Genomic DNA, 22,424 nt, shown 5'->3' on the forward strand with positions numbered 1-22,424 from the left:
TATGGTATCTAAATCCGCAGAACTATTATTCCAGAATCACATTATTGAGCAACTATCATCCAGTGGTTGGTTATTTGGAAGCTCATCCGGCTATGATCGTGAAAGGGCGATTTATCCAGAAGATGCGCTTGCTTATGTACAGGAAACCCAGCCGGAAGTCTGGGACAAGTTTTGCGGAATTTATCCAAAAGATACAGATGTACATTTTCTCAACGCGGTTGAGAGACATCTTTCGGCTAAAGGAACCTTGTGGACGCTGAGACATACCTTAGCGGATCGCGGTGCTCGTTTTCAGCTTTGCACCTTTAAACCCGATCATGACCTTAATCCAGACTTGCTGGTTCGCTATTGCGCTAACCGTTTACGAGTAGTACCTGAACTGATTTATTCGCCCAATGGTTATGATGGCCGCATTGATTTGACATTGTTCCTGAATGGGTTGCCTGTCGCCACACTTGAACTGAAATCGGCGTTTAAACAATCGCTTGATGCGGCAAAACTACAGTATATCAATGACCGCCAGCCAAAAACCGGAAATAAACCAGAACCACTGTTGACCTTCAAACGCGGTGCGCTGGTCCATTTTGCGGTCAATCAGTATGAGGTGGCGATGACCACCAAACTGGATGGAAAGAAAACCTTTTTCCTGCCTTTTAACCGGGGAACCGCAGAAGGCGGGGCGGGTAACGATCAACCATTAGAGGGGTATGCGACAGCCTATCTATGGCAGGAAATCCTGCAACCGGATAACTGGCTGCGTATTTTGGGGCGCTACTTACATCTGGAGCAAAAGCGCGTTGATGATGCGCTTGGTCATCAGGAAATCAAGGAAACCCTGATTTTCCCGCGTTACCACCAATGGGTCGCTGTTCAGTCATTGCTGAATGCCGTTCGCGTGGAGGGAACAGGGCAAAAGTACCTTATTCAGCATAGCGCTGGTTCCGGTAAATCCAACTCAATAGCTTGGTTATCCCATCAGTTAGCGTCATTGTACCGCCCGGATGGTAACAAGTTTTTTAATTCGGTAATCGTTATTACAGACCGCACTGTGTTGGATGGTCAATTGCAGGACACGATTTACCAGTTTGAACATCAGGATGGTGTGGTTTGTAAAATCAGCCGTGAGTCGGGTAGTAAGTCTTCGCAACTAACCGAGGCTTTATCGTCTGGTACGGCAATTATCATCGTGACGATCCAGACTTTCCCGCATGTGCTCAAAGCTATTCAGGAAAGTACTGGTCTGAAAGGACGAAGCTTTGCTGTTATCGCTGATGAAGCACACTCAAGTCAGACGGGAACGACTGCTCGACAGCTTCGCGAAGTGCTGATGGCGGAAAAAATAGATGAAGAAGAAATGGATGGTCAGGATGTTATCAATGCGACGCTTGAGGCTCGCAGAGGTTCCTCTGATATAAGCTATTTTGCCTTTACTGCCACGCCTAAAGCCAAGACGTTAGAGCTGTTTGGTAGACCGCCTCATCCCGAAATGCCTTTGGCGAATGACAATAAACCGAAGCCATTTCATCTGTATTCAATGCGACAGGCGATCGAAGAAGAGTTTATTCTGGATGTTCTGAAAAATTACACCAGCTATGGGCAGGCTTATCGTCTGGCACATGATGCCGAAGATAAAGAAGTCGACCGCAAAAAAGCCAAAACGCAGTTGAGCAAGTGGGTTCGCTTACACCCTCACAATATTGCCCAGAAATCACAGGTCATCATTGAACATTTCCGTGAGCATGTTGCTCATTTACTAAATCACGAAGCGAAAGCGATGGTAGTAACCAGCAGTCGCCTCGAAGCAGTAAAATATAAGCAGGCGTTTGATAGCTATGTGCGAGAAAAAGGCTATAAACGTTTAACAGCAATGGTGGCGTTCTCAGGTGAAGTTGTCGATGAGGGCGAAAGCTACACGGAAAACTCGATGAACCCTGGCCTGCAAGGTCGGGATATGCGTAAAGCATTCGATACTGATGATTATCAGGTGATGCTGGTCGCTAATAAATTCCAGACAGGCTTTGACCAGCCCAAACTGGTCGCCATGTACGTTGATAAAAAACTCAAGGGCGTGGATTGTATTCAGACACTATCCCGTCTTAATCGTACGTATCCGGGGAAAAGCAGCACATTTGTTCTTGATTTTGTTAATGATCCTCAGGATATTCTGGCTGATTTTAAAGAGTATTATCAGAATGCCGAACTGGTGCAGGTATCCGATCCCAACCTTGTTTATGCCATTTTCCATAAGCTGAATGAACAGCATATATGGCAATGGCATGAAGTGATTAATTTTTCTGATGCTTATTTTGACCCGAAACGTGGTCCTGAAGCGCTAACGGGGTATTGTAAACCAGCGGTAGATCGTTTTACTCATCGTTACCGCTCCGCGATGGATGTATTACGAGGGGCGTTATCGACACTCGAAGATGCAAAGAAAAGCGGCGATGAAACTTGGCGAGTAAACTGCGAACGTAGTGTTAAGCAAGCTCGTGAAGCGAAGGACGTGCTGGATACGTTCAAAAAAGATATGAATAGCTTTATCCGTTTTTACGAGTTTGCTTCGCAAATTGTCGATCTGGCAGATGAAGAACTGGAACGCTTAAATGTCTTTGCTCGCCACTTGCTGCCGTTGTTAAGAGAGGAGCGGCTTGATGACGATCTTGATATCAGTCAGGTACAGCTAACACACTATAAACTGTGGGAAAAGCGCACCCAGGATCTGAAATTACAAGAAGGGGGAGAAGGACTTAAAGGGATCACCAGCGTCGGTGGCTCAATTGCTGAAAGGCCGAAAGATCTATTATCGCACATTCTGGAACAGCTAAATGAGTTGTTTGGCGAAGAAACGACTGATGCTGACAAGCTGGTATGGCTTGATGGCGTGGCGGCTAAAGTTTCCGAAAATGATTCTGTGATGGATCAACTTCGCCATAACGATATCGAGCAAATCATGCTTGGGGATTATCCTCAGGCCGTACAGAATGCTGTCATCGAAAGCATGGGGGCGTTTGAGAAACATTCAGTTGCTTACCTGTCTGATAAGGATGTTGCCCGTTTAGCCAATCGTTTCATACTTGATGTATTACTTAAAGGGCTTGGCCGATGAGTGAGTCTTTGACGGGGCTTAATGTGAATTCGCGCAGAAAGTTTGGTATAATGCTTAGATGATGTTTTCAGCCCAGATTTTGCTTTTCAGGAGTAATTATGAGCAACAACAAAAAAACTCAGGCAAGCTATGCTAAGCCGTCTCGTGCTGACATCGTTCGCTCAGTAGCAACATCTACGGCTGTTGAAACAGGGCAGTCCTCCGCGAAGATCGAAGCTTCCCTTGAAGCTACACGCAAAAAATTTGCTCATTTACGTCTTGCGGTTTAGCCCCTTCTTAATGCTTCTCTGACCCAGTGTCTCATCGGCTCGTAGTCCATTGATACGCCCGCATGGATAGCCGAGATATACTGGGTTTTGTTTTGCTCCCAGCTTTTATAATCCAGCGGTTTGTATCCTCCCTGAACGGCCATAACGTCGGCTAATAGTCGCGACAAACGCCCGTTTCCTTCTCTGAATGGATGGATGAGTATCAGCTCGACATGGGTTATGGCGATAGCGGTGATGAGTTGTTCTTCGTCCATGCCGCTACACGGCGTGTATTGAGTCAGATACTTCGTGTCGAACTCGTTCAGCAGTTTTGGCAACTGTGCTGAGGGGGCAAACATAAAGCCGCCTTTGCTGATATTAACCGCTCTTTCTTGTCCAGCCCACTCGTAGATGTTACCTAACCAGCGGCGATGCCAGCTTTTTAGCAGGGCTACGCTGAGTTGTCCTTCCGGGAACTGTTCTTCAAAAACAGACTGGTAGAGTTGTTCTAACAGGACAAGTTCAACCTCATCCATCTCATCAGAAGTAGCGATCCCCAGCTTATTAGCCAAAACCTGCTCGCCAGAGTCTTTCTCATACTGGCCTTCACTGCTGGATACATGGTATCGGCTCATGGGGATGCCCTGTGTTATTAGATGGATGGGAAAACAGAGGGAGTATAACGCTGGATGAGTACAGCAAACAATATTCTTAAAATCAGATAGTTACATAAATGTAGGTTGAAATATGGTTTTTATTTTCTGGTGGAAAATTATCTTTAATAATCAGCATTAACACACCAATGCATCATCGGCGTATGTGCATCGAAATTGTCGATTGTACTCATCCGTTTGTGATGTCCATTTTCTAAAATTTTACTGAGTGCGTTATGTGTTCGGACTCATCTGGTGCCGTGGATCTCATGAAATCCGGCCTGTTTTTTCATGAGTACGTAGGGTGCATGATAACGGAGTCTGGAGGGCAGGAAAACAGAAGAGGGGGCCTCGTCCTGAAATGGTGCTATCTGCAAATTGATCTCACCGACCTTTTGCGACGGTTGTCATTATCATGAAAGCGATAGCCGCTATAATCCCCGCCTCTTGTGCGGCTCTTCGCACATGACTCCTTCTGAGTTCAGAGGCTAACATCGATGACATGGCAACAATTTAAACATACCTTTCTGATTAAATTCTGGTCCCCGGTTCCTGCGGTAATCGCGGCCGGTATTCTCTCTACTTATTACTTTGGCATCACCGGCACCTTCTGGGCTGTGACGGGCGAGTTCACGCGTTGGGGCGGGCAATTGCTACAGCTTGCTGGCGTACATACCGAGACCTGGGGCTATTACAAGCTGATTGGCCTCGACGGTACGCCGCTGACCCGTATCGACGGCATGATGATTATCGGCATGTTCGGCGGCTGTTTTGCCGCGGCGCTGTGGGCCAATAACGTCAAGCTGCGCCTGCCGAAAAGCCGCATTCGTATTTTGCAGGCGATTGTCGGCGGGATTATTGCTGGTTTTGGCGCACGTCTGGCGATGGGCTGTAACCTCGCGGCCTTCTTCACGGGCATTCCACAGTTCTCACTTCACGCCTGGTTCTTCGCGCTGGCGACGGCCATTGGCTCCTGGTTTGGCGCACGCTTCACGCTGCTACCTATCTTCAGAATTCCGGTGAAAATGGTCAAAGTCTCGGCGGCATCGCCGCTGACGCAGCGTCCTGACCAGGCGCGCCGTCGTTTCCGTCTGGGTATGCTGGTGTTTATCGGCATGGTCGGCTGGGCGTTGCTGACGGCGGCGGGCAGCCCGAAACTGGGTCTGGCGATGCTGTTCGGTGTGGGCTTTGGTCTGCTGATTGAACGGGCGCAAATCTGCTTTACCTCGGCGTTCCGCGACCTGTGGATCACCGGGCGCACGCAAATGGCGAAGGCCATTATCTTCGGTATGGCGGTAAGCGCCATCGGCATCTTCAGCTATGTGCAGCTTGGCGTGGCACCGAAAATCATGTGGGCTGGCCCAAATGCGGTGATTGGCGGTCTGCTGTTCGGCTTCGGCATTGTGCTGGCCGGCGGTTGCGAAACCGGCTGGATGTATCGTGCCGTCGAAGGGCAGGTGCACTACTGGTGGGTGGGGCTTGGCAACGTGATTGGCTCAACCATTCTGGCCTACTTCTGGGACGATATCTCCCCGTCGCTCGCCACAAGCTGGGACAAAGTGAATCTGCTGACCACCTTTGGTCCGCTGGGCGGTCTGCTGGTGACCTACGGCCTGCTGCTGATTGCGCTGCTGTTAATTCTTGGCTGGGAAAAACGGTTCTTCCGTCGTAACGCTTCCGCCACAATTACTGCGAAGGAGAGTGTATGAAAACGATCGTCCCGGATTATCGTCTGGACATGGTGGGTGAACCTTGCCCGTACCCGGCGGTGGCGACGCTTGAGGCGATGCCGCAGTTAAAGAAAGGCGAAATACTGGAAGTGGTGAGCGACTGCCCGCAGTCGATTAATAACATCCCGGTGGATGCGCGCAACCACGGCTACACCGTGCTCGACATCCAGCAGGATGGGCCAACCATCCGCTATTTAATCCAGAAGTAACCTGCCGCCCTCGCCGTCCGGCGAGGGCGTATTGCTTTATCCAAATCTCGGTAGCAGGTTCAGCGTACTGCCGAACCAGCACAGAATCACCATGACCCCAAACAGGATAACCACCACCGGAATGGCCTTGCCGCCCCAGACGGTAAAGGTTTTCTCCGGGAAGCGTTCGCGCGATTTCAACGCCAGGAACGCGGGTACAATAACGGCCCAAACGGTCGCGCACAGCCCCGCGCCGCCGATGGCGTAAATAAAGCCGTTCGGGAAGATGAGGTACAGTGCCGCCGGGGGGAGGAAGGTGAGCAGCAACGTCTTAAAGCGGCCCCACGGGGTGTTGCCCATTTTGAACAGATCTGCCAGGTAATCAAACAGCCCGAGGGTCACGCCGAAGAAGGAGCTGGCGACCGCGAGGTTAGAGAAGATAAGCAGGAAGAACTCAATCACGCCGCGTTGGTTGGTCCCTAAGAAGGATTTCACTAGCGCATCCACATTCCCGCCCGAAGCAATAATCTCTTTAAAGCTGCTGCGGTGGATATTGCCCATCGTGCAGTAGAGCCAGAACAGATAGATAACCAGCGCTAACAGCGAACCGTAGACGATACTTTTAATGAGTTTGTCTTTACGTTTGCCGTAGCAGATTATCAGGCTGGGAATGTTGCCATGAAAACCAAACGACGCCAGGCATACCGGCACCGCCATCAGAATATAGGGGAGGTAGGTACTGTTCGCTTCCGGTGCCGCAATATCGCGAAGAATGGTGTAGTCGACCTGAAAGAAGAAGGAGCCAAAGACCACCACGAAGGCGATAATTTTAATGCCGAGGAAAAAGGAGGTGATACGGCTAGCCGCAAGGGAGCTAACCCACAGCACGCTGGCGACAAACACTGCGCTACAGATACCGACGATACGTGGATTAACATGCGTTCCGGCGTTGATGCTGATGGTTTCGCTGATGATCGCCCCGTTGGCCGAGATATAGGCATAGGTCAGGATATACAGAACGAAGGCAACGGTAATACCGCTGACCACATTCCACTTATTACCGATTAAATCTTTAGTGATGGTATTAAAACTGGAACCTACGGGATAATTAAGATTAGCCTCTAAAAGTAGTAACCCGGAATGCAACATAGAAAACCAGGAAATAATTAAAATAAATGCACCCCAGAAAAACCATGCCCCAGCAAGGTCAACCGGTAATGCAAACATTCCGCCACCGATGACGGTGCCGGCAATAACCATAATTCCCCAGAAGGAGGAATGTTTTGTATTCGACGCTTCTTCCATGGCCTTCCCTTATTGATAACGTTTACGTTTCTGCTGTCGTCAGAAATAATCAATGATGCCAGGTGCCAGAATCTCCAATGGCTATATCAGTGATATAGCCATTGGAATCGGTGGGAATTAAACTTCTTTCAGTTTTGCGGTGAAGTGTCGTAATACTTTAGGTTCGTACGTAAAGGTTAAGCCTTTAATATTTGGTGCATTCTCCTTCACGTGTTCAAAGGCTTCAATAATGAAGTCCATATGCGTTTGGGTGTAGGTGGCGCGTGGAATGGTTAAGCGCAGTAGCTCTGCCGGGCAAGGGAGCTGCTTGCCGGTTTTCGGATCACGTCCTAGCAGGAAGGAGCCGATCTCAACGGCGCGAATACCGGCGACTTTATACAGTTCACAGGCCAGCGCCTGCGCCGGGAACTGCTCGGCTGGGATGTGCGGTAGCAGCTTACCGGCATCGACAAACGCCGCGTGCCCACCCGCCTGTTGGCAGGTAACGCCGATAGCCTCCAGCCCGTCGACCAGATACTGAATCTGCTTAATACGATAGGAGAGCCAGTCCTGATTCATCCCGTCGGTCAGGCCAACGGCCAGACGTTCCATCGCCCCGCCTTCGAGGCCGCCGTAGGTTGGGAAACCTTCCTGCACCACGCACAGCGTGCGGCATTCGGTGTAAACATCGAAGAAACCATCATCTTTGATACACAGCAGGCCGCCCATCGGCACCATCGCATCTTTTTTCGCCGACATCGCCAGCATATCGGCATATTTGTAGGTTTCGCGGGTAATCTCTTCAATGCTCCAGTCGTGATATCCCGGTTCGCGCTGTTGAATAAACCAGGCATTTTCCGCGAAGCGCGCGGAGTCCATCACCACCGGAATGTCATATTTCTTCGCGATGGCATACATCGCTTTCAGGTTCGCCATGGATACCGGTTGGCCGCCCGCGGAGTTACAGGTGATGGTAGCAACAATATAAGGAACGTTATTGGGGCCGACCTCTTCAATGCCGTTTTCCAACCCCTGCAAATCGAAATCACCTTTAAAATCATTACGCGCAGAGGTATCAAATGCCTCTTTAATATAAACGTTGCGCACAGTGCAGCCGTTAATCTGGCTATGGCCTTGGGTGGTATCAAAGAAATAGTTGGAGAAGGCGACCATTTTGCTGCGGTCCAGCCCTTTTTCCTGCTCGCGCTTTTTGATTAATACCGGAATATAGATTTGCTCTGCGCCGCGTCCCTGGTGGGTTGGAATCGTGTACTGGTAGCCGAAAATCTCTTTAACGGCATGGCATAGCGCGTAGTAGCTGCGGCTGCCGCTATAGGCTTCATCGCCGCGCAGCATGGCAGCCTGCATATTTTGCGTGACGGCGCCGGTGCCGCTGTCGGTCAACAGGTCAATAAAAACATCTTCGCTGTCGAGCAGAAACGGGTTCATGCCCGAAGCAACAATCGCATTTTCACGGTGTTCCCGGGTGGTGCGTTTTACCGGCTCGATAACGCGAATACGGAAAGGTTCTGGCAAATGTTTAAAGTTATTCATGGCGTAATCCTTAATCCTTTTTTAGACACACTCGTCCCGCAGGTTATTCATTTATGATGAAAACCATTTTCTGGGCGCAATACGAATACCTTGACCAGATAACGTTATATAGCGACAAGCCCCGCTCGCGGCATATTAAAAATGCGTGCGGTACATCGCTGCTATTAAACAGTTATCTTGAGATAGGTATGTGATATCAGAAACAGAATTCAGGCTTCTGTTTGCAATGATATGGACGCGAAGTCGTATGAGGGGCTAAGGACGGTGATTGACAATAACGTTGTCAATATTAAACCATTTTGAGGTGTTATACGTTCTATTGTGGAAGTTCATAATGTATGCTCTCCATTAGACACGAATATACATTATTAGATTTAACTTATTTGTCTATTGGCGTTTTATTCAATTGTGAATTTGGTCACGAATGCGTATATCTCATTATCAATAGTGAGTGTTTAGCCTGCACTTAATAAATAAAGCAATAATGACCTACGTGAGTAATAAAGCGGGCGTGAAGCCACGCCCGCTTTATTAAGGTGTCAGATAAATCTGCGGTACCGCCGCTTCCGGGTGCTGGCACATCGCAATTTCTGCGCCGTACCAGCGGTGAATCACCGATTGCTGAATAACTTCCTGCGGCGTGCCCTGCGCTACAAGTTTTCCCTGATGCAGCAGCAGTATCGAGTCGGCCCACAGCGCGGCGAGATTGAGGTCGTGCAGCACGATACAAACATGCAGCTTGCCGCGTCGGGTCAGCTTTTTCAGCAGTCGCAGCAGGTGCTGTTGGTAGTAAAGATCCAGCGCCGAGGTGGGTTCATCCAGAAACAGCCAGCCCTGCGGGCCATCTTCACCCCATAGCTGCGCGAGGCTTCTTGCTAACTGTACGCGCTGCTGCTCGCCGCCGGAAAGCGCCGGATAAAGTCGGCCTGCCAGATGCGTACAGCCGGTTTCGGCCATCACCCGCGCAATCAGCGCCGGGTCAACCTGCGTTCCCCACGGCGCACGTCCCATCGCAATCACCGTTTCTACCGGCCAGTTGGCGTTAAGCTGCGTGCGCTGCAGCATCACCGCGCGGCGGCGGGAAAGGGCGGAGGCAGACCAGGCGCTCAGCGCCTTGCCCTCGATATGCTGCTCGCCGCTGTCGGCGGATAAAAAGCCGGTCAGCAGCCGCAGTAACGTCGATTTTCCTGCGCCGTTAGGGCCAATCAGCGCGGTCACTTCGCCGGGCTGTAGCGCCAGCGAGATATTATCAATTACCTTACGTTTGCCGAGTTTCAGCGATAGCGAGCGCGCAATGTACTGGTTATCCACGCATTCCCCTTTCCTGACGGAAAATAAGCCACAGGAACCACGGCGCGCCGAGCAGGCTAGTCAGCAGACCGACTGGCATTTCGGCGGGCGCGGCGATGGTACGGGCGAGGGTGTCGGCAATCAGCAGTAAAATGGCGCCTGCCAGCAGCGAGCCGGGGATAAGCCCCCGGTGATCCGGCCCCAGCCACATCCGCATCAGATGCGGCACCACCAGCCCGATAAAACCAATGACGCCGCTGATCGCCACCGCAGCGGCCACCAGCACCGCGCTGCACAGCAGCAGCAGCCGTTGCAATACCCGCACGTTAACGCCGAGGTAGTGAGCCTCTTCATCACCCAACTGGAGCAGGTTCAGGCGTGCCGCCGTCCACCAGACTACCAGCGAAGCAGGAATAATCAGCGTGGCGGCAACCAGCAGCGTCGGCCACTCGGCCTGCCCCAGGCTGCCCATTCCCCAGAGTGACATCTGGCGAAGCTGCGTGTCGTTGCTTATCCATGACAGCATGCCCACCAGCGCACCGCACAGGGCGTTAATCGCAATCCCAACCAGCAGCAGGCGGGAGAGCGAACCGTCTCCCGCCTTACTCAGGACAAAAATCACCGCCATCACGGCCAGGCTGCCGATAAACGCCGCCAGCATTGGCGCATACAGGGCCACCAGCGCCGGTACCGAAACGGGTAGCACTACCCAGAAAGACACTGCCAGCGCCGCGCCGCTGCTGATCCCGAGCAGACCCGGGTCCGCCAGCGGGTTACGAAACAGCCCTTGCATCACGCAGCCGGAGAGCGCCAGCGCGCTGCCAACCAGTAGCGCCAGCAGGACGCGGGGCAGGCGGATGGTGAGCCAGATATGACGCAGCACTTCATCGCCCGACGGCCAGATGCTCGCCAGCGGTAGGCGCATGGCGCCGAGCGTGGTGGCAAACAGCGTCAGGGCAACGAGCAGCAGCACCATCAGCCACAGCTGGCGTGAGGCGGTGACGTTCATCAGTGCAGTTGCTCCGCTTTCTGGCGCAGCTGTTGCAGCGCCTGCGGCGTACGCGGGCCGAAGCCCAGCAGTGCCATATCGTCAATCACCAGCACCTGCTTATTGCGCCCGGCAGGCGTTTGTGCCAGCCCCGGCAGCTTCCACAGCGCGGCTTCACCGCCCATGCCTTTCAGACCATCAGCGGAGATAACCACCAGATCCGGCAGGCTGGCTATGACCCCTTCCTGCGACATGGTGCGGTAGTGGTCGAAGCCCTGCATGGCGTTTTGCAAGCCTGCCAGCTTGATAGCACCGTCGGCCGCCGTTTGCTGACCGGCCACCAGCGCGCCGGAACCGCCGTGGCTCAGGATAAACAGCACGCGCTTGTTCAGCGGTTGAGACGGGATGTTGGCCATCTCGTCATGCAACGTTTTGCGCAGCGCATCACCCTGTGGCTGTTTACCCAGCGCGTCGGCAATGACCTTTACCTTGCTGTCCATCGCGGCGGCATCGTAACCGCCCGGCACGTTCACCACCTTCACCTTGCTGCCTTCTACTTTTTGCAGCACCAGCGAAGGCTGTGCCTGGCTGCTGGCGAGTACCAGCGTCGGGCGCAGTGAAAGAATGCCCTCGGCGCTCAGTTGGCGAAGGTAGCCGACATCCGGTAAAGCGGCCGCCTCTGGCGGCCACTGACTGGTGCTGTCGCGTGCGACAAGCGCCGACTTCGCCCCAAGTGCGTAGACAATCTCGGTGACGTCGCCGCCGAGCGTAACGAGTCTCTCCTGAGCAGCCGAAAAGGCCATCAGAGGAAATGCGGCAATCAGGGCAAGCAGGCATCTCATGCAGGCTGTCCTTCTGCTGTCAGCGCATTAATCTGCGCGCGCCACTGAGCCTGTTCTGGTTCACCTTCTGTACGCTGACCAAAAAGCTGGGCAATTTGCGTGCCGTCCTTAGCGAACAGTTCCAGGCTGGTGACGTGGCCGTCAGCGGTGGGTTTACGCGTGACCCAGGTTTCAGCGATATGCTCTTCCATCAGATGGAGAGTGAAGGTTGGGTTAAAGATGTTCAGCCAGCCCTTCATCGGCACGACCTTTTCAATGGTGCCGGTAAAGATTTGCACGCAGCCGGTATTTCCCACGAACACCATAATTTCGTTGGCGTCCTGATTTGCTGCTTCCAGAATCTGAGAAAGCGCATTGTTTGGCACTTTGCAGGCGAGATCGTCACCCACGAGCTCAAAGGCCTGCTGACGGCTCAGGTTATGGCGTTTCATCAGTAAGAAGAACTGGTGGACGTCGGTCATGGCGCGCCATTCCCGATCGACGGTCTGCGCGTCGGCCGTTACGGTGGTGCTGGTGGTTTCTTTGGCTTTCAGCACGAGTGGTGCATTTTCATCAACGATGAAACGCTGCAATACCGCTTCCCAGGCAGCGGTGTCAGTGTTGTCGGTTGCGTAGACTTTAAGCAAGGCATCGCCCTGATGGTCAAAGAACTGGATGCTCTGACGTTCGCCGCGGGCGGTATTCTCCTTGATGAAGAAGACGCTTGCCCACTGATTCAGGAACAGACGTAAATCGAGCGCGCGTGGGTTTAGCACTAACCCGGCATGGCCGCTCAACTGTTGATTGGTAAAAGCACCCACCTGCTCGTGTACGGCATATTCGTTACGGCAGATGCATTTGGTTTCGCCAACCGCTTCCAGCGCGGTCAGAATATCGCGAATTTCGCCGTTCAGTCGTTTGGCATCATGACCAACGCGAGCAAAGGTCAGCTCGGCTTCGCTGATGTTCATTAAACCTGCGATGTCGCGGGCGTATTTGCCTGGGTTTTGTTCTTTTAGCTCAAGCCAGCGAGTGTAGTGGTTCATTGTCTCTTCCTTCCAGATAATGGCCCGGCCAAATGCCGGGCCGAATTGTTACCATTGATAGCTTACGAAAAGTTTGCCGCTGCGGCCGTCCTGCGGGATCCCCTGCGGTGACCAGTACTCTTTATCAAAGGCGTTACCCAGCACCAGCGTGGTGGTCATGCCTTTCAGCGCTTGCTGACCTTGGTAGCTAACGTAGAAGTCGTTCACCGCGTAGCCTGGCTGTTTGCTATAAGAGCTGCTGATGTGCGTTGAGCGATCGGCAAACGTACCAATCCAGCCGACGGAGAAACCGCTGTGAGCAACCGGAATATCCAGCTTGCTGGTGACGGTATCCGGGTTGATGCTGGAGATATACTCGCCGGTATCCGTATCTTTACCGCGGGTGCGGTTATAGGCGACGTCGAGGCTGAACAGGTCAGCGGTATATTTGGTCATCACGTCCCAGCCCCAGATTTTGGCGTTAGGAACGTTATAGGACATGGTGGTCGCCGCGGCGAAATCGACGGTCGTGGAGATGTAGTCTTTCGCTTTGGTATCGAAGTAGCTGGCTTTAAATTCCAGTGCGTCGTTGGAGAGCATCAGGTTGTCAAAGCGTAAGCCGAACCCGTATTCCTGGGTTTCGTTCGTTTCCGGGCGAAGATTTGGGTTTGGTACCCAGTAGTTGGTGTAGAAACGGCCAATCGAGAAGTGCTTCTCGTCATTGTACATTTCACCCATCGTCGGCGCCCGGAAGGCCTGAGCGTAAGAGCCAAACAGCATCAGCCAGTCGGTCGGGCTGACGGTCATGCCCGCGCGCGATGACCATTTATCGGCATCTACATCCGCGTAGCCGTCGCTGCTGCCGCGATAGTTATCGTAGCGAGTGCCGCCTAACAGGGTGACAGGCAGGTCTCGTAGGGTGATTTCATCCTGCAACCAGCCGGAGCTGAAGTCGATTTTCGCGTCAGGGAAGCCGGTCGCCGCACCGCTTGGGCTCTGTTCCTGACGATAGTATTCGCCGCCGTAGGTCAGCAGGTTAGAAGCAAAGGAATCCGCGAACAGACGAGTACGGTTTTCTACCTTACCGCCTTTGGTGGTTTGTTCACGATATTCAGTCGTTTTATCCAGATTTTCGGCGTTAATTCGTGCCTCTGACCAGTACACTTTGGCATCGGCATTCAGCCAGTCGTTACCCTGTGGCGCAATTTTGTAGGACAGCTGCGCATCACGCTGGATAGTCGATCGGTCAACCATTGGGTTGCTGGAAGTTGAGGCTTCAATTTCCTGCGGGTTTTTCGGTTCCTGAGCTTTGTTGTTGTAATAGCGGAAGGAACCACTCAGCGCCTGCGCTTCATCAATGGTCCAGGTTCCCTTCGCCAGCATGTTGTTGATAGATTCATCATTTGGCGCGGTTGAACCGTCGCTCTGTTTTAAGTCCCCGCGATCGCGGCTAGACCAGGCAACCAGGCCATCCAGATTATCCGTACGCCCAAACGCACTGGCGCCCATCCCCAGGCTATGGTCGCCGGTAGCCCCTGTACCAAACACGCGGAATCCGCTGTTCTGGCCTTCCATCAACAGGTCTTTAGCATCCACGGTATCGTAGGAGATTACGCCACCCAGCGCGCCGCTGCCGTACAGTTGGGCGGATGGGCCACGCACGACTTCAATACGCTTGATCAGTGCAGGATCCAGGAACGTGCTATTCAGGTGACCCGTATCCGTACCCTGACGTACGCCATCGACCAGAACCAGCACACCACGACGGTCGTAGCCGCGAAGATTAATGTCTTGCCCGTTGGTTCGGCCTGTGCCGCTCAGCGTAATTCCCGGTACGCTACGCAGGAGGTCTGCGGCTGAACTGGCGGTCTGGTTTTCCGGTGCCGATGCATCAATCACGCTGACCATCATCGGCGCTTCGAAGGCGCTGCGGGCGTTGCCCGTTGCGGTGACGGTAAGGGTGTCTGTTTGGGCAAAAGCCGCTGCAGGTAAGAGGCTACTAATGGCAAGCGCTAACATTGAAGGGCGCAGCGGGGCGTATTGCAGGCGTAACATAACAACTCTCCATAGGGAAATTGAAAAGCGCTTGCTGCCTGGGGATAACCTGGGTGGCTGGCGGTATTTAATAGGTTGTGTTTATTTAGTCAGAATGAGCTTTCCGGATTGCGTCTGGCGCAGCAGATAGTGTTGACCATTATGTTCAATCAAGACCCAGCCTTCTTCGCCGAGCAAAGCTTTACTCTGGATCAGCTGTTTTGAACGGGTCGGAGAAAGCGGCGCGTTTTCTTTTTTTAGTATTGCCGTAGTGTCATGCATATGGGCACATCCGCAGTGAAATGATGAATAAATGTAAATAATGCGAATGATTATCTTTAAGATAAGCGTTCTCATCAAGAACTTTTTCGTAAATCTGTGTCTAAGGTGAATTTATGCGGAAATCATCAAAATAATGCGCTACAAATCGCTATCTTGTGAATATATTTGATTAAATTGATATGAGTATTAAATGATGCCGAAGCCCGCGATTGTTATTACGTACTGCTCCCAGTGCAACTGGATGCTCCGTGCCAGCTGGATGGCGCAGGAATTGTTACATACTTTTAACGTTGACATTGCCTCGGTGATGCTGGTACCCGGCACCGGCGGGATTTTTACTATTACCGTTGGCGAGGTGCTCATCTGGGATCGCAAGCGCGACGAAGGTTTCCCGGATGCTGCCGAGCTAAAGCGCCGGGTACGCGACGTTTGTTTCCCGGAAAAACCGCTGGGACACGTGGATAAGCACGAAGGATAATGCGGCTGCAAAAGCGTCATTAAAAGTGTATTATTAATGCATCTTTATTGGTAAGGAACAGGCTATGGCAGGCAAACGCATCGACCGGGAAAAACGGACCATCCGCAGCATGATTGCGCTCTATCAGCAACGTTGCCCGCAGGCGCAGGATGATGCAGAGCACTATCAGGCGCTGAATGCCTACGCTGATAAACGACTGGATAAGTGCGTGTTTGGCGAGGACAAACCGGCCTGCAAGCAGTGCCCGGTACACTGCTATCAGCCCACCAAACGCGAAGAGATGAAGCAGATTATGCGCTGGGCTGGCCCGCGTATGCTGTGGCGTCACCCGATCCTGACCCTCCGCCATCTGATTGACGACCGTCGCCCGGTGCCGGAGCTTCCGGAAAAATATCGCCCGAAAAAATAGCTACATCGTGCGGCAGTGACGGCGATATTCCGACGGCGAACGTGCCGTATGTTTACGGAAAATCCGGCAGAAGTAGTTGCTGTCCTCAAAGCCGCAGTGATGGGCTATCTCTTTTATTTTCATCTCATACCCACGCAGTAATTTCTTCGCCAGCTCCAGTCGTACTCCGGTCAGATACTCGTTGAATCCCACCGAGCCGGACTTCTGAAACAGGTGCGACAGGTAGTTCGGCGTAATGTGGAACTTCTTCGCCACCGTCTCCCGGCTGAGCGCCTCGGCGGCGTGCTCATCGATATATTCCTGAATGGCCAGAAATAGCTCTTTGCTCTTGCTGACCGTGTCCGCCAGATGGGTGAGCTGATCGATACAGTGGCTCAGCAGCCCGCTCAGCACAATCTGCGCCGTGGGCATCACCGGGCGAATAGCCAGCTCGTTCATCGCCAGCAGCAAATATGACCCGACCCGAGGCCCGAGGCGCGCGACGTGCTGCTTACGGATCTCGACGAATTTTTTGCCGTCGAAACGTTGCAGGCTGAAGCCCAGCTTTTGTTTGCTGAACAGAATGCTAAGGGTGGTGGCAGCACCTTGCCATTGTGGGGCATTCCAACGCCCGCCGGGCAAATAGAGCGCCTGCAATGGGCCTAGCGGCGCGCTCAGGCAGCCGTCTGCAAGCTCGCCTTCCAGCACGATTTCCAGCCGGGGGAACGATACGCTCATCGCCAACTCCGGCGCGGGCTGCGAGGTTTGCGGAAACCGCACGACAAGGTCGCTTTGCCGGGCAAGCAGCTGCTCCAGCACGGGGACGAGGGATTGCTCTGACATGCTCATGTCCTGGTTATTATTCTGGATTTTGAATCTCATCACACTTTATTTTGCTGTACACAAAAATCCAGTGTTGTGTAGCTATCTCATACAGAATGCCGACCGCGCGTGCAGTAACTTTTCATACATGTTGTGAAATGGTTAACAAAAGAGAGGGCGGTATGGACAAGCAAGCGGCATTCTGGCTGGAGGCGCTGGGCGCGAGCGGCGAACTGTCAGCAACGATGAAACATGAACTGGATACTCAAGGCTACACCATCGTCCACGGCGTGGCGGATGCCGACTGGCTGGCGGCGATGCGTGAACGCATTGACTATCTGGTGGAGAAAGAAGGGGAGAACCTGGCGGTGGAGCACCACCAGGAAGAGACGGCGACGCGCGTGGCGAACCTCGTTAATAAGGGCGTAGTGTGGGAAAAGGTGTGGTCGCATCCGCTGATTTTGTCGGCGTGCCGGTACATCTTTGAGGGCGAGTTTAAAATCTCCAGCCTCAACGCCCGCGAGGCGCTGTACAACGGCGGTCATCAGCCGCTGCACGCCGACTGGAAAAAACCGCGCCCGGATTTCCCGAAAGTTCACCTGGTGAATACCATCTGGGCCATCGACGATCTCTACGCCGCCAACGGCGCGCCGCGCATTATCCCGGCGACCCATCTGCGCCCGGAATTGCCGGAGGATGTGTTAGAAGATGTAGGGTTACCGCACCCGGATGAGGTGATTTTTGAGGCCCCGGCAGGCAGCGTGATGATCTACAACGCCCACGCCTGGCACGGCGGCACCACCAACCGCGAAGGCTCACGTCGCCGCGTGCTGCACGGGCTCTATATCGACCGGGCGGATACCGCGCAGCAGGATCAGCGCCGCTGGTTAACGCCGGAAACGGCGAGCCGGTTGACCCCGGCGCAGAAGTGGCTGTTGGATGTGGAATGAGATATTAACGCATTGGCACGGCCAGCTCCCTCTCCCTTTTTAAGGGAGAGGGTTGGGGTGAGGGTTTATCTCCGAGCTGGCCTGTTCCCCTCACCCTAACCCTCTCCCCAAAGGGGCGAGGGGACTGTGCGTTGCGGTCTGTCATTGTTTAGCCCCCCATCACCACCCGATACCCCGCCTGTTCCACCATCGCCCGAATCGGCGCAATCTCTTCGGCTTCCGGCGCTTTTACCCCCGCCATTGCCCACTCACGCTCCAGCAGGGAATACTTCGGCTCGCCGTACTGATGGAACGGCAGCAGATGCACTTCCTCAACCGGTAGCGGTGCCAGAAATGCCAGAATCTGCGCGACGTTCTCGGTGCTGAGGGTGTAACCGGGGATCAGCGGCAGCCGTGGTATCACCTTAATACCTTCTGTAACCAGCAGGCGAAAGTTCTCCAGCACCCGCGGCTGGTTCATGCTCAGCATCTGGCGCGCCTGCGCGCAGTCCATGATTTTGAGATCAAACAGCACTTCATCGCAGGCCTGCGCCAGAGGCAGCAGGCGGCGAGGAGAGGTATCGCCCGCGGTCTCAATAGCGGTACGAATACCCCACTGCTTGAGGCGCTGTAAAAAGCGGGTGGCGAACTCGGCCTGCATCAGCACTTCGCCGCCGGAGAGCGTCACGCCGCCGCCGGACGCGCGGAAGAACACCTCATCTTTGAGCACTTCCCGTTCGAGAGACTCCAGCGTCACGTCGCGGCCAATATGCTCCCACGCGCCCGACGGGCATTCGTCGGCATCCTGTAAACAGGTGGCGCAGTGCAGACACTTGCTCTCCCGGCGGACGGTCTCTATTTTTGGCGACATCGACTCCGGGTTGGCGCACCACGGACAAGAATGTGGGCAGCCTTTGAAGAACACCACGGTGCGGATGCCCTGACCATCGTTTAACGAATAGCGCTGGATATTGAAAATGCGCGCCGTATCGGCGCGCGTCTCAATCACCTCACAGCTGATGCGCGGTGCGGCGGATAATGTCATCCTGAATCTCCTTCGACAGCTCGACAAAGAAGGCGCTGTAGCCCGCGACGCGCACCACCAACCCGGCGAAATCCTGTGGTCGTTGCTGGGCTTCACGCAGCGTTTCGGCGTTTACCACGTTGAACTGAATATGCTGGAGCTTGAGCTTGGTAAAGGCGTGCAGGAAATCCGCCAGCTTATTAAGGCCGCTTTCCCCCTCGAGCGTCGCCGGAGTGAACTTGACGTTCAGCAGCGTGCCGTTGGAGAGCAGGTAGTTATCAAGCTTGCTCACTGATTTCAGCACCGCCGTGGGGCCCTGACCGTCCTGGCCGACCATTGGCGACAGCCCGCCGTCCGCCAGCTGTTCTCCGGCTAAACGTCCATCTGGCGTTGCGCCGACCACCGACCCTAGCGGTACGTGGGCGGAGACGGTATAGGAGCCTGGCGTAAACTGGCCGCCGCGCGGGTTGCGGTATTTTTCCACCTCTTTGCAGTAAAAACGCAGCAGATCGGCGCTGATGTTATCGACATCGTCGATGTCGTTGCCGTATTTCTCAAAGCGGTTAATCAGCCGCGCGCGAACTTTCTCGCCCTCCGGCGTGGCAAAGTTGGCCTTCAGCACCGCCAGCAGTTCGTCGAAGCTCATGCGCTGCTGGTCGAACACCATGCCTTTCAGTGCATGCAGCGAGTCGCTCAGGTTGGCGATACCAATGCCCTGCACGCCGGAGAAGTTGTAGCGTGCGCCGCCGTCGGTAATGTCTTTGCCGTTGGCGATACAGTCTTCAACAAACGAAGAGAGCAGCGGCACCGGTGCCCAGTCGCGGTGGCCGATATCGCAGATATTGCTGCCTTCGACCATCAGCTTAATGTAGTGACGAATTTTGTCGCGGATGCTTGCCAGCAGGCCGTCGTAGGTGAGCTGCGGATCGCCTTCGTGCTCAAGCATGACGATTTCCATTACCTTCAACAGGTTAAACATGGCGATGTCATGCAAACCGTAGGTGCGGCCAGGAATCGATAGCTCGACGCAACCAACCACCGCGTAGTCGCGCGCATCTTCCAGCGACACGCCGCGGTTGAGGAACGCTGGCACCACTACCTCATCGTTGAAGATTTGCGGAATGCCGGTGCCGAGACGCACGGTTTCGGCGGTTTTGCGCAGGAACGGGCGGTCGATCAGTTCGTTGACCCGCACACCGAGGTTCGGCTGCGGCAGACGCACGTTCTGGTAGGCATCCAGGCAGGTAAAGGAGAGGATATTCACCGCGCTGCGGCCATTCTCGGTCAGGCCGCCGAGCAGGGCGGTGTAGCCGGTCGGGAAACCTGCGAAATAGCGGGCGCTGCTGGTGGAGCGCAGCAGCACGATGTCGTTGCATTTCACCCACAATGACTCCAGCAGCTCCTGCATGAACGCCGGGTCTTCGCCGTGGTTCAGCGACGCTTGCCAGAACGGAAGCATGTACTGGTCAAAGCGGCCGAGCGAGATGGAACTGGCGTTCGACTCGTACTGCAAAATGATGTTCATGTACCAAAACAGCTGGCAGGCCTGCCAGAAGTTTTCCGGCTTCTGCCCGGCGTTATGGCGAGAGACGCTAGCGATGGTCTCCAGTTCCTGACGACGCTGTGGGTCAGGGCAACGGTTCGCCATCTCATCGGCCAGCGCGGCGTAGCGCAGGATGTGGCGCTGGGAGGCTTCCAGCAGAATCAGCACCGCCTGGTAAAAGGCGTTATCCGGCTGCTCGTGCAGGTGGGCGTGCATCTCATTAACCAGCGCGTCCAGGCCGTTATTCAGCAGGCGCGGATAGTCGATGATGATATGGCCCTGGCCTTTGTCGGTCTGGTTGACGCTGAATATCTGCGTGCTGACGGCGGCTTTCACTTCATCAGTCATTTGCGCGTTGATGAAGTCTTTCATTGAGCGCTTTTCCCAGTACGGGAACAGTTCGTCGCGGTACAGGCGCTTGTCGTCGTCGCTGATATTAAAACGGTCCTGCGGGCGGGTAGGGAACTGGTCCAGTTCTTTTAGCAGCCAGTATGGGTCCATCTCCGGCGATATAATCCCGGCGCGCGGTTTGATGGTGCGGTTGCCGGCAATCAGTTCATCGTCGCGAATGCTGATGGCGACGTTATCGAGAATATGAGCGGTGGCTTTGGCGCGGCGAATGATGACCGGCTCGCCGTCGGTCTGACGGTGGCTTTCAGTGTAGAGGACGGCACGCTCAAGGGAGATTTCGCGCGGGTTGGCAAAGAGGGCGTCTTTCAGGCGCTGGATACGATTAGTCATTTTGCGGGCTCCTCGGGAGATTAACCTGACGTTTCTTATGGCTTCTACGTTAGGCAAATGCGGGGCGGGGAGACAGAAGAGAATGAGGTGATTTACTGGATTATTGTGATCAAAAGGGAAAAATGAGATCTCAATTTTGTCTGGGTGGTAAACCAGATTGCCGGATGGCGGCTTCGCCTTATCCGGCCTACAGGTCCGTGCCGTTTTTGGGTTTGTAGGCCAGATAAGCGCAGCGCCGTCAGGCGCGACTAATGCAGCGAAGCAACCCAATTCATCGCCAGCTCCGGCCATGCGGCGGCGGGCAGGCCTTTGGTTCCGCGAATGCCAAACCCGTGTTTACCTTCGGCAAACAGATGCAACTCCGTCGGCACGTTATGCGCGCGCAGGGCGTTGAACATCACCAGCGAATTATCGACCGGTACCGACGGGTCATCCACCGCGTGCATCAGGAAGGTTGGCGGTGTTTGAGCGGTGACATTCAGCTCAGGAGAGTAGTGCTTAATCTGCTCGGCGGATGGCGTGTCGCCAATTAATGCGGTGCGTGAACCGGGGTGAGCAATGGCTTTATCCATTGAAATAACCGGGTAGCCGAGCACCACAAAATCAGGACGCGCGCTCTGTTTATCGACATCATCGAGCGGTGAGTAAACCGCTTCGTCGTAGCGCGTCTCAAGGCTTGCGGCTACGTGCCCACCCGCAGAGAAGCCCATCACACCGATTTTTTGCGGATTAATATGCCACTTTGCGGCATTAGCGCGGACGGTGCGCAGTGCTCGCTGGGCGTCAGCTAATGGCGCATTGGCCCCTTCGGCATGACCATCGGCGGGCATGCGGTAGGTCATCACAAACAGCGTGTAGCCTTTGGCGTTAAACGGCGCGGCTAAATCGCTGCCTTCTTTATCCAACACCACCCGCTGATAGGAGCCACCCGGCGTCACCAGCAGCGCCACGCCGTTCGGATGCGCCGGGGCGTAGACGGTGATTTGTGGCGCGCGGATGCCGGTAACGGCGCGATCCGGCAGTTTCGGATCTTTACTACGTTCCACCAGCGCGTAGGTTACCGGGCTGTTTTTAGCCCCCGGCGCTTCGCCATTGGGCCAGACGGAAAGGATGGGTAGAGCGGCAAAAGCCGCCTGCGCGGAAAATGCCAGAACAAGAGCAGCGGACAGAGGTAAGCGAATCATAGACGTCTCCACGGGGAAAACGCTTATTTATCATCCATTAAATTGTGAGAACGGGAATGTATTCACAAAATGGTGTTTCATAAATAGAGAAACGAGAAGGTGTGAGGTGGGT

Annotated in this window: 21 protein-coding genes; 7 read left to right on the plus strand and 14 right to left on the minus strand. The window is 54.1% G+C overall.

Annotation, left to right across the window (positions count from 1 at the left end; genetic code table 11):
• The first annotated feature begins 1 nt into the window (after position 1).
• On the plus strand, positions 2-3,106 hold the full coding sequence (locus MY052_RS05205) for a type I restriction endonuclease subunit R (RefSeq protein WP_032333271.1): 3,105 nt from the start codon (positions 2-4) through the stop codon (positions 3,104-3,106).
• Positions 3,107-3,204: 98 nt separating this feature from the next.
• Entirely contained in the window at positions 3,205-3,375 is a 171-nt protein-coding gene (locus MY052_RS05210) for a hypothetical protein (protein ID WP_000069461.1), read from the plus strand.
• Here MY052_RS05210 and MY052_RS05215 read toward each other — a convergent pair.
• On the minus strand, positions 3,372-3,989 hold the full coding sequence (locus MY052_RS05215) for a Fic/DOC family protein (protein WP_034167216.1): 618 nt from the start codon (positions 3,987-3,989) through the stop codon (positions 3,372-3,374). The genes MY052_RS05210 and MY052_RS05215 overlap by 4 nt on opposite strands.
• Positions 3,990-4,504: 515 nt before the next feature.
• Here MY052_RS05215 and yedE point away from each other — a divergent pair.
• A complete protein-coding gene (gene yedE / locus MY052_RS05220) occupies positions 4,505-5,716 on the plus strand; it encodes a selenium metabolism membrane protein YedE/FdhT (RefSeq protein ID WP_035892597.1) in 1,212 nt (403 codons plus the stop codon).
• On the plus strand, positions 5,713-5,946 hold the full coding sequence (gene yedF, locus MY052_RS05225) for a sulfurtransferase-like selenium metabolism protein YedF (RefSeq protein WP_035892595.1): 234 nt from the start codon (positions 5,713-5,715) through the stop codon (positions 5,944-5,946). Before yedE ends, yedF begins: the two co-directional genes overlap by 4 nt.
• 36 nt (positions 5,947-5,982) lie before the next feature.
• Here yedF and tnaB read toward each other — a convergent pair whose 3' ends face one another.
• From tnaB to hemP, 9 genes are all read right to left on the minus strand, one after another.
• Positions 5,983-7,230: a low affinity tryptophan permease TnaB gene (gene tnaB, locus MY052_RS05230; RefSeq protein WP_035892594.1), complete on the minus strand. Its 1,248-nt coding sequence runs from the start codon at positions 7,228-7,230 to the stop codon at positions 5,983-5,985.
• A 117-nt stretch (positions 7,231-7,347) separates the two neighbouring features.
• Positions 7,348-8,763 (minus strand): tryptophanase, encoded by a 1,416-nt coding sequence (tnaA, locus tag MY052_RS05235; protein WP_202217297.1) that lies wholly within the window; start codon positions 8,761-8,763, stop codon positions 7,348-7,350.
• 255 nt (positions 8,764-9,018) lie between these two features.
• The gene (gene tnaC, locus MY052_RS24265) at positions 9,019-9,096 is read right to left on the minus strand and encodes a tryptophanase leader peptide (RefSeq protein WP_072011356.1); all 78 of its coding nucleotides are present in this window, start codon (positions 9,094-9,096) and stop codon (positions 9,019-9,021) included.
• 198 nt (positions 9,097-9,294) lie between these two features.
• Positions 9,295-10,074, minus strand: a complete 780-nt coding sequence (locus MY052_RS05240) for a heme ABC transporter ATP-binding protein (RefSeq protein ID WP_248538316.1) — start codon at positions 10,072-10,074, stop codon at positions 9,295-9,297.
• Positions 10,067-11,062, minus strand: a complete 996-nt coding sequence (locus MY052_RS05245) for a FecCD family ABC transporter permease (RefSeq protein ID WP_202217299.1) — start codon at positions 11,060-11,062, stop codon at positions 10,067-10,069. The genes MY052_RS05240 and MY052_RS05245 overlap by 8 nt, the downstream gene beginning before the upstream one ends.
• Positions 11,062-11,883 carry a heme/hemin ABC transporter substrate-binding protein gene (locus tag MY052_RS05250; RefSeq protein WP_248538317.1) on the minus strand — a complete coding sequence of 274 codons (822 nt, stop codon included), beginning with the start codon at positions 11,881-11,883 and terminating at the stop codon, positions 11,062-11,064. The genes MY052_RS05245 and MY052_RS05250 overlap by 1 nt, the downstream gene beginning before the upstream one ends.
• Complete coding sequence (gene chuS / locus MY052_RS05255; protein ID WP_248538318.1) at positions 11,880-12,908, minus strand: hemin-degrading factor; 1,029 nt, start codon at positions 12,906-12,908, stop codon at positions 11,880-11,882. Before chuS ends, MY052_RS05250 begins: the two co-directional genes overlap by 4 nt.
• Before the next feature lie 48 nt (positions 12,909-12,956).
• Positions 12,957-14,942, minus strand: a complete 1,986-nt coding sequence (locus MY052_RS05260) for a TonB-dependent hemoglobin/transferrin/lactoferrin family receptor (RefSeq protein WP_248538319.1) — start codon at positions 14,940-14,942, stop codon at positions 12,957-12,959.
• Between the two features lie 81 nt (positions 14,943-15,023).
• The gene (gene hemP, locus MY052_RS05265) at positions 15,024-15,278 is read right to left on the minus strand and encodes a hemin uptake protein HemP (RefSeq protein WP_373995147.1); all 255 of its coding nucleotides are present in this window, start codon (positions 15,276-15,278) and stop codon (positions 15,024-15,026) included.
• Positions 15,279-15,393: 115 nt separating this feature from the next.
• On the opposite strand from hemP, the gene MY052_RS05270 reads away from it, so the two are divergent.
• Together MY052_RS05270 and MY052_RS05275 are read left to right on the plus strand one after the other, a co-directional pair.
• Positions 15,394-15,681: an Rdx family protein gene (locus MY052_RS05270; protein WP_202217303.1), complete on the plus strand. Its 288-nt coding sequence runs from the start codon at positions 15,394-15,396 to the stop codon at positions 15,679-15,681.
• A gap of 64 nt (positions 15,682-15,745) precedes the next feature.
• Complete coding sequence (locus MY052_RS05275; RefSeq protein ID WP_248538320.1) at positions 15,746-16,090, plus strand: nitrous oxide-stimulated promoter family protein; 345 nt, start codon at positions 15,746-15,748, stop codon at positions 16,088-16,090.
• On the opposite strand, the gene MY052_RS05280 is transcribed toward MY052_RS05275, so the two are convergent.
• Entirely contained in the window at positions 16,091-16,912 is an 822-nt protein-coding gene (locus MY052_RS05280; RefSeq protein WP_051910727.1) for a helix-turn-helix transcriptional regulator, read from the minus strand. It lies immediately after the preceding gene.
• A gap of 161 nt (positions 16,913-17,073) precedes the next feature.
• On the opposite strand from MY052_RS05280, the gene MY052_RS05285 reads away from it, so the two are divergent.
• The gene (locus MY052_RS05285; RefSeq protein ID WP_123650577.1) at positions 17,074-17,841 is read left to right on the plus strand and encodes a phytanoyl-CoA dioxygenase family protein; all 768 of its coding nucleotides are present in this window, start codon (positions 17,074-17,076) and stop codon (positions 17,839-17,841) included.
• A 148-nt stretch (positions 17,842-17,989) separates the two neighbouring features.
• On the opposite strand, the gene MY052_RS05290 is transcribed toward MY052_RS05285, so the two are convergent.
• The 3 genes from MY052_RS05290 to MY052_RS05300 form a co-directional block, all read right to left on the minus strand.
• Entirely contained in the window at positions 17,990-18,865 is an 876-nt protein-coding gene (locus MY052_RS05290) for a [formate-C-acetyltransferase]-activating enzyme (RefSeq protein ID WP_248538321.1), read from the minus strand.
• Positions 18,831-21,128, minus strand: a complete 2,298-nt coding sequence (locus MY052_RS05295; protein WP_248538322.1) for a formate C-acetyltransferase — start codon at positions 21,126-21,128, stop codon at positions 18,831-18,833. Before MY052_RS05295 ends, MY052_RS05290 begins: the two co-directional genes overlap by 35 nt.
• A gap of 248 nt (positions 21,129-21,376) precedes the next feature.
• Positions 21,377-22,312 carry an alpha/beta hydrolase gene (locus MY052_RS05300; protein ID WP_202217307.1) on the minus strand — a complete coding sequence of 312 codons (936 nt, stop codon included), beginning with the start codon at positions 22,310-22,312 and terminating at the stop codon, positions 21,377-21,379.
• Positions 22,313-22,424 lie beyond the last annotated feature (112 nt).

Origin of the sequence: Kluyvera ascorbata, assembly GCF_023195735.1 — a bacterium.
Lineage (GTDB): Bacteria > Pseudomonadota > Gammaproteobacteria > Enterobacterales > Enterobacteriaceae > Kluyvera > Kluyvera ascorbata.

Bases quoted from the DNA above. Each gene is read 5' to 3' on its own strand.
- MY052_RS05205 (WP_032333271.1), top strand. From the start codon at position 2: ATGGTATCTAAATCCGCAGAACTATTATTCCAGAATCACATTATTGAG.
- MY052_RS05210 (WP_000069461.1), top strand. From the start codon at position 3,205: ATGAGCAACAACAAAAAAACTCAGGCAAGCTATGCTAAGCCGTCTCGT.
- MY052_RS05215 (WP_034167216.1), bottom strand. From the start codon at position 3,989: ATGAGCCGATACCATGTATCCAGCAGTGAAGGCCAGTATGAGAAAGAC.
- yedE (WP_035892597.1), top strand. From the start codon at position 4,505: ATGACATGGCAACAATTTAAACATACCTTTCTGATTAAATTCTGGTCC.
- yedF (WP_035892595.1), top strand. From the start codon at position 5,713: ATGAAAACGATCGTCCCGGATTATCGTCTGGACATGGTGGGTGAACCT.
- tnaB (WP_035892594.1), bottom strand. From the start codon at position 7,230: ATGGAAGAAGCGTCGAATACAAAACATTCCTCCTTCTGGGGAATTATG.
- tnaA (WP_202217297.1), bottom strand. From the start codon at position 8,763: ATGAATAACTTTAAACATTTGCCAGAACCTTTCCGTATTCGCGTTATC.
- tnaC (WP_072011356.1), bottom strand. From the start codon at position 9,096: ATGAACTTCCACAATAGAACGTATAACACCTCAAAATGGTTTAATATT.
- MY052_RS05245 (WP_202217299.1), bottom strand. From the start codon at position 11,062: ATGAACGTCACCGCCTCACGCCAGCTGTGGCTGATGGTGCTGCTGCTC.
- MY052_RS05250 (WP_248538317.1), bottom strand. From the start codon at position 11,883: ATGAGATGCCTGCTTGCCCTGATTGCCGCATTTCCTCTGATGGCCTTT.
- chuS (WP_248538318.1), bottom strand. From the start codon at position 12,908: ATGAACCACTACACTCGCTGGCTTGAGCTAAAAGAACAAAACCCAGGC.
- MY052_RS05260 (WP_248538319.1), bottom strand. From the start codon at position 14,942: ATGTTACGCCTGCAATACGCCCCGCTGCGCCCTTCAATGTTAGCGCTT.
- hemP (WP_373995147.1), bottom strand. From the start codon at position 15,278: ATGAGAACGCTTATCTTAAAGATAATCATTCGCATTATTTACATTTAT.
- MY052_RS05270 (WP_202217303.1), top strand. From the start codon at position 15,394: ATGATGCCGAAGCCCGCGATTGTTATTACGTACTGCTCCCAGTGCAAC.
- MY052_RS05275 (WP_248538320.1), top strand. From the start codon at position 15,746: ATGGCAGGCAAACGCATCGACCGGGAAAAACGGACCATCCGCAGCATG.
- MY052_RS05280 (WP_051910727.1), bottom strand. From the start codon at position 16,912: ATGTCAGAGCAATCCCTCGTCCCCGTGCTGGAGCAGCTGCTTGCCCGG.
- MY052_RS05285 (WP_123650577.1), top strand. From the start codon at position 17,074: ATGGACAAGCAAGCGGCATTCTGGCTGGAGGCGCTGGGCGCGAGCGGC.
- MY052_RS05290 (WP_248538321.1), bottom strand. From the start codon at position 18,865: ATGACATTATCCGCCGCACCGCGCATCAGCTGTGAGGTGATTGAGACG.
- MY052_RS05295 (WP_248538322.1), bottom strand. From the start codon at position 21,128: ATGACTAATCGTATCCAGCGCCTGAAAGACGCCCTCTTTGCCAACCCG.
- MY052_RS05300 (WP_202217307.1), bottom strand. From the start codon at position 22,312: ATGATTCGCTTACCTCTGTCCGCTGCTCTTGTTCTGGCATTTTCCGCG.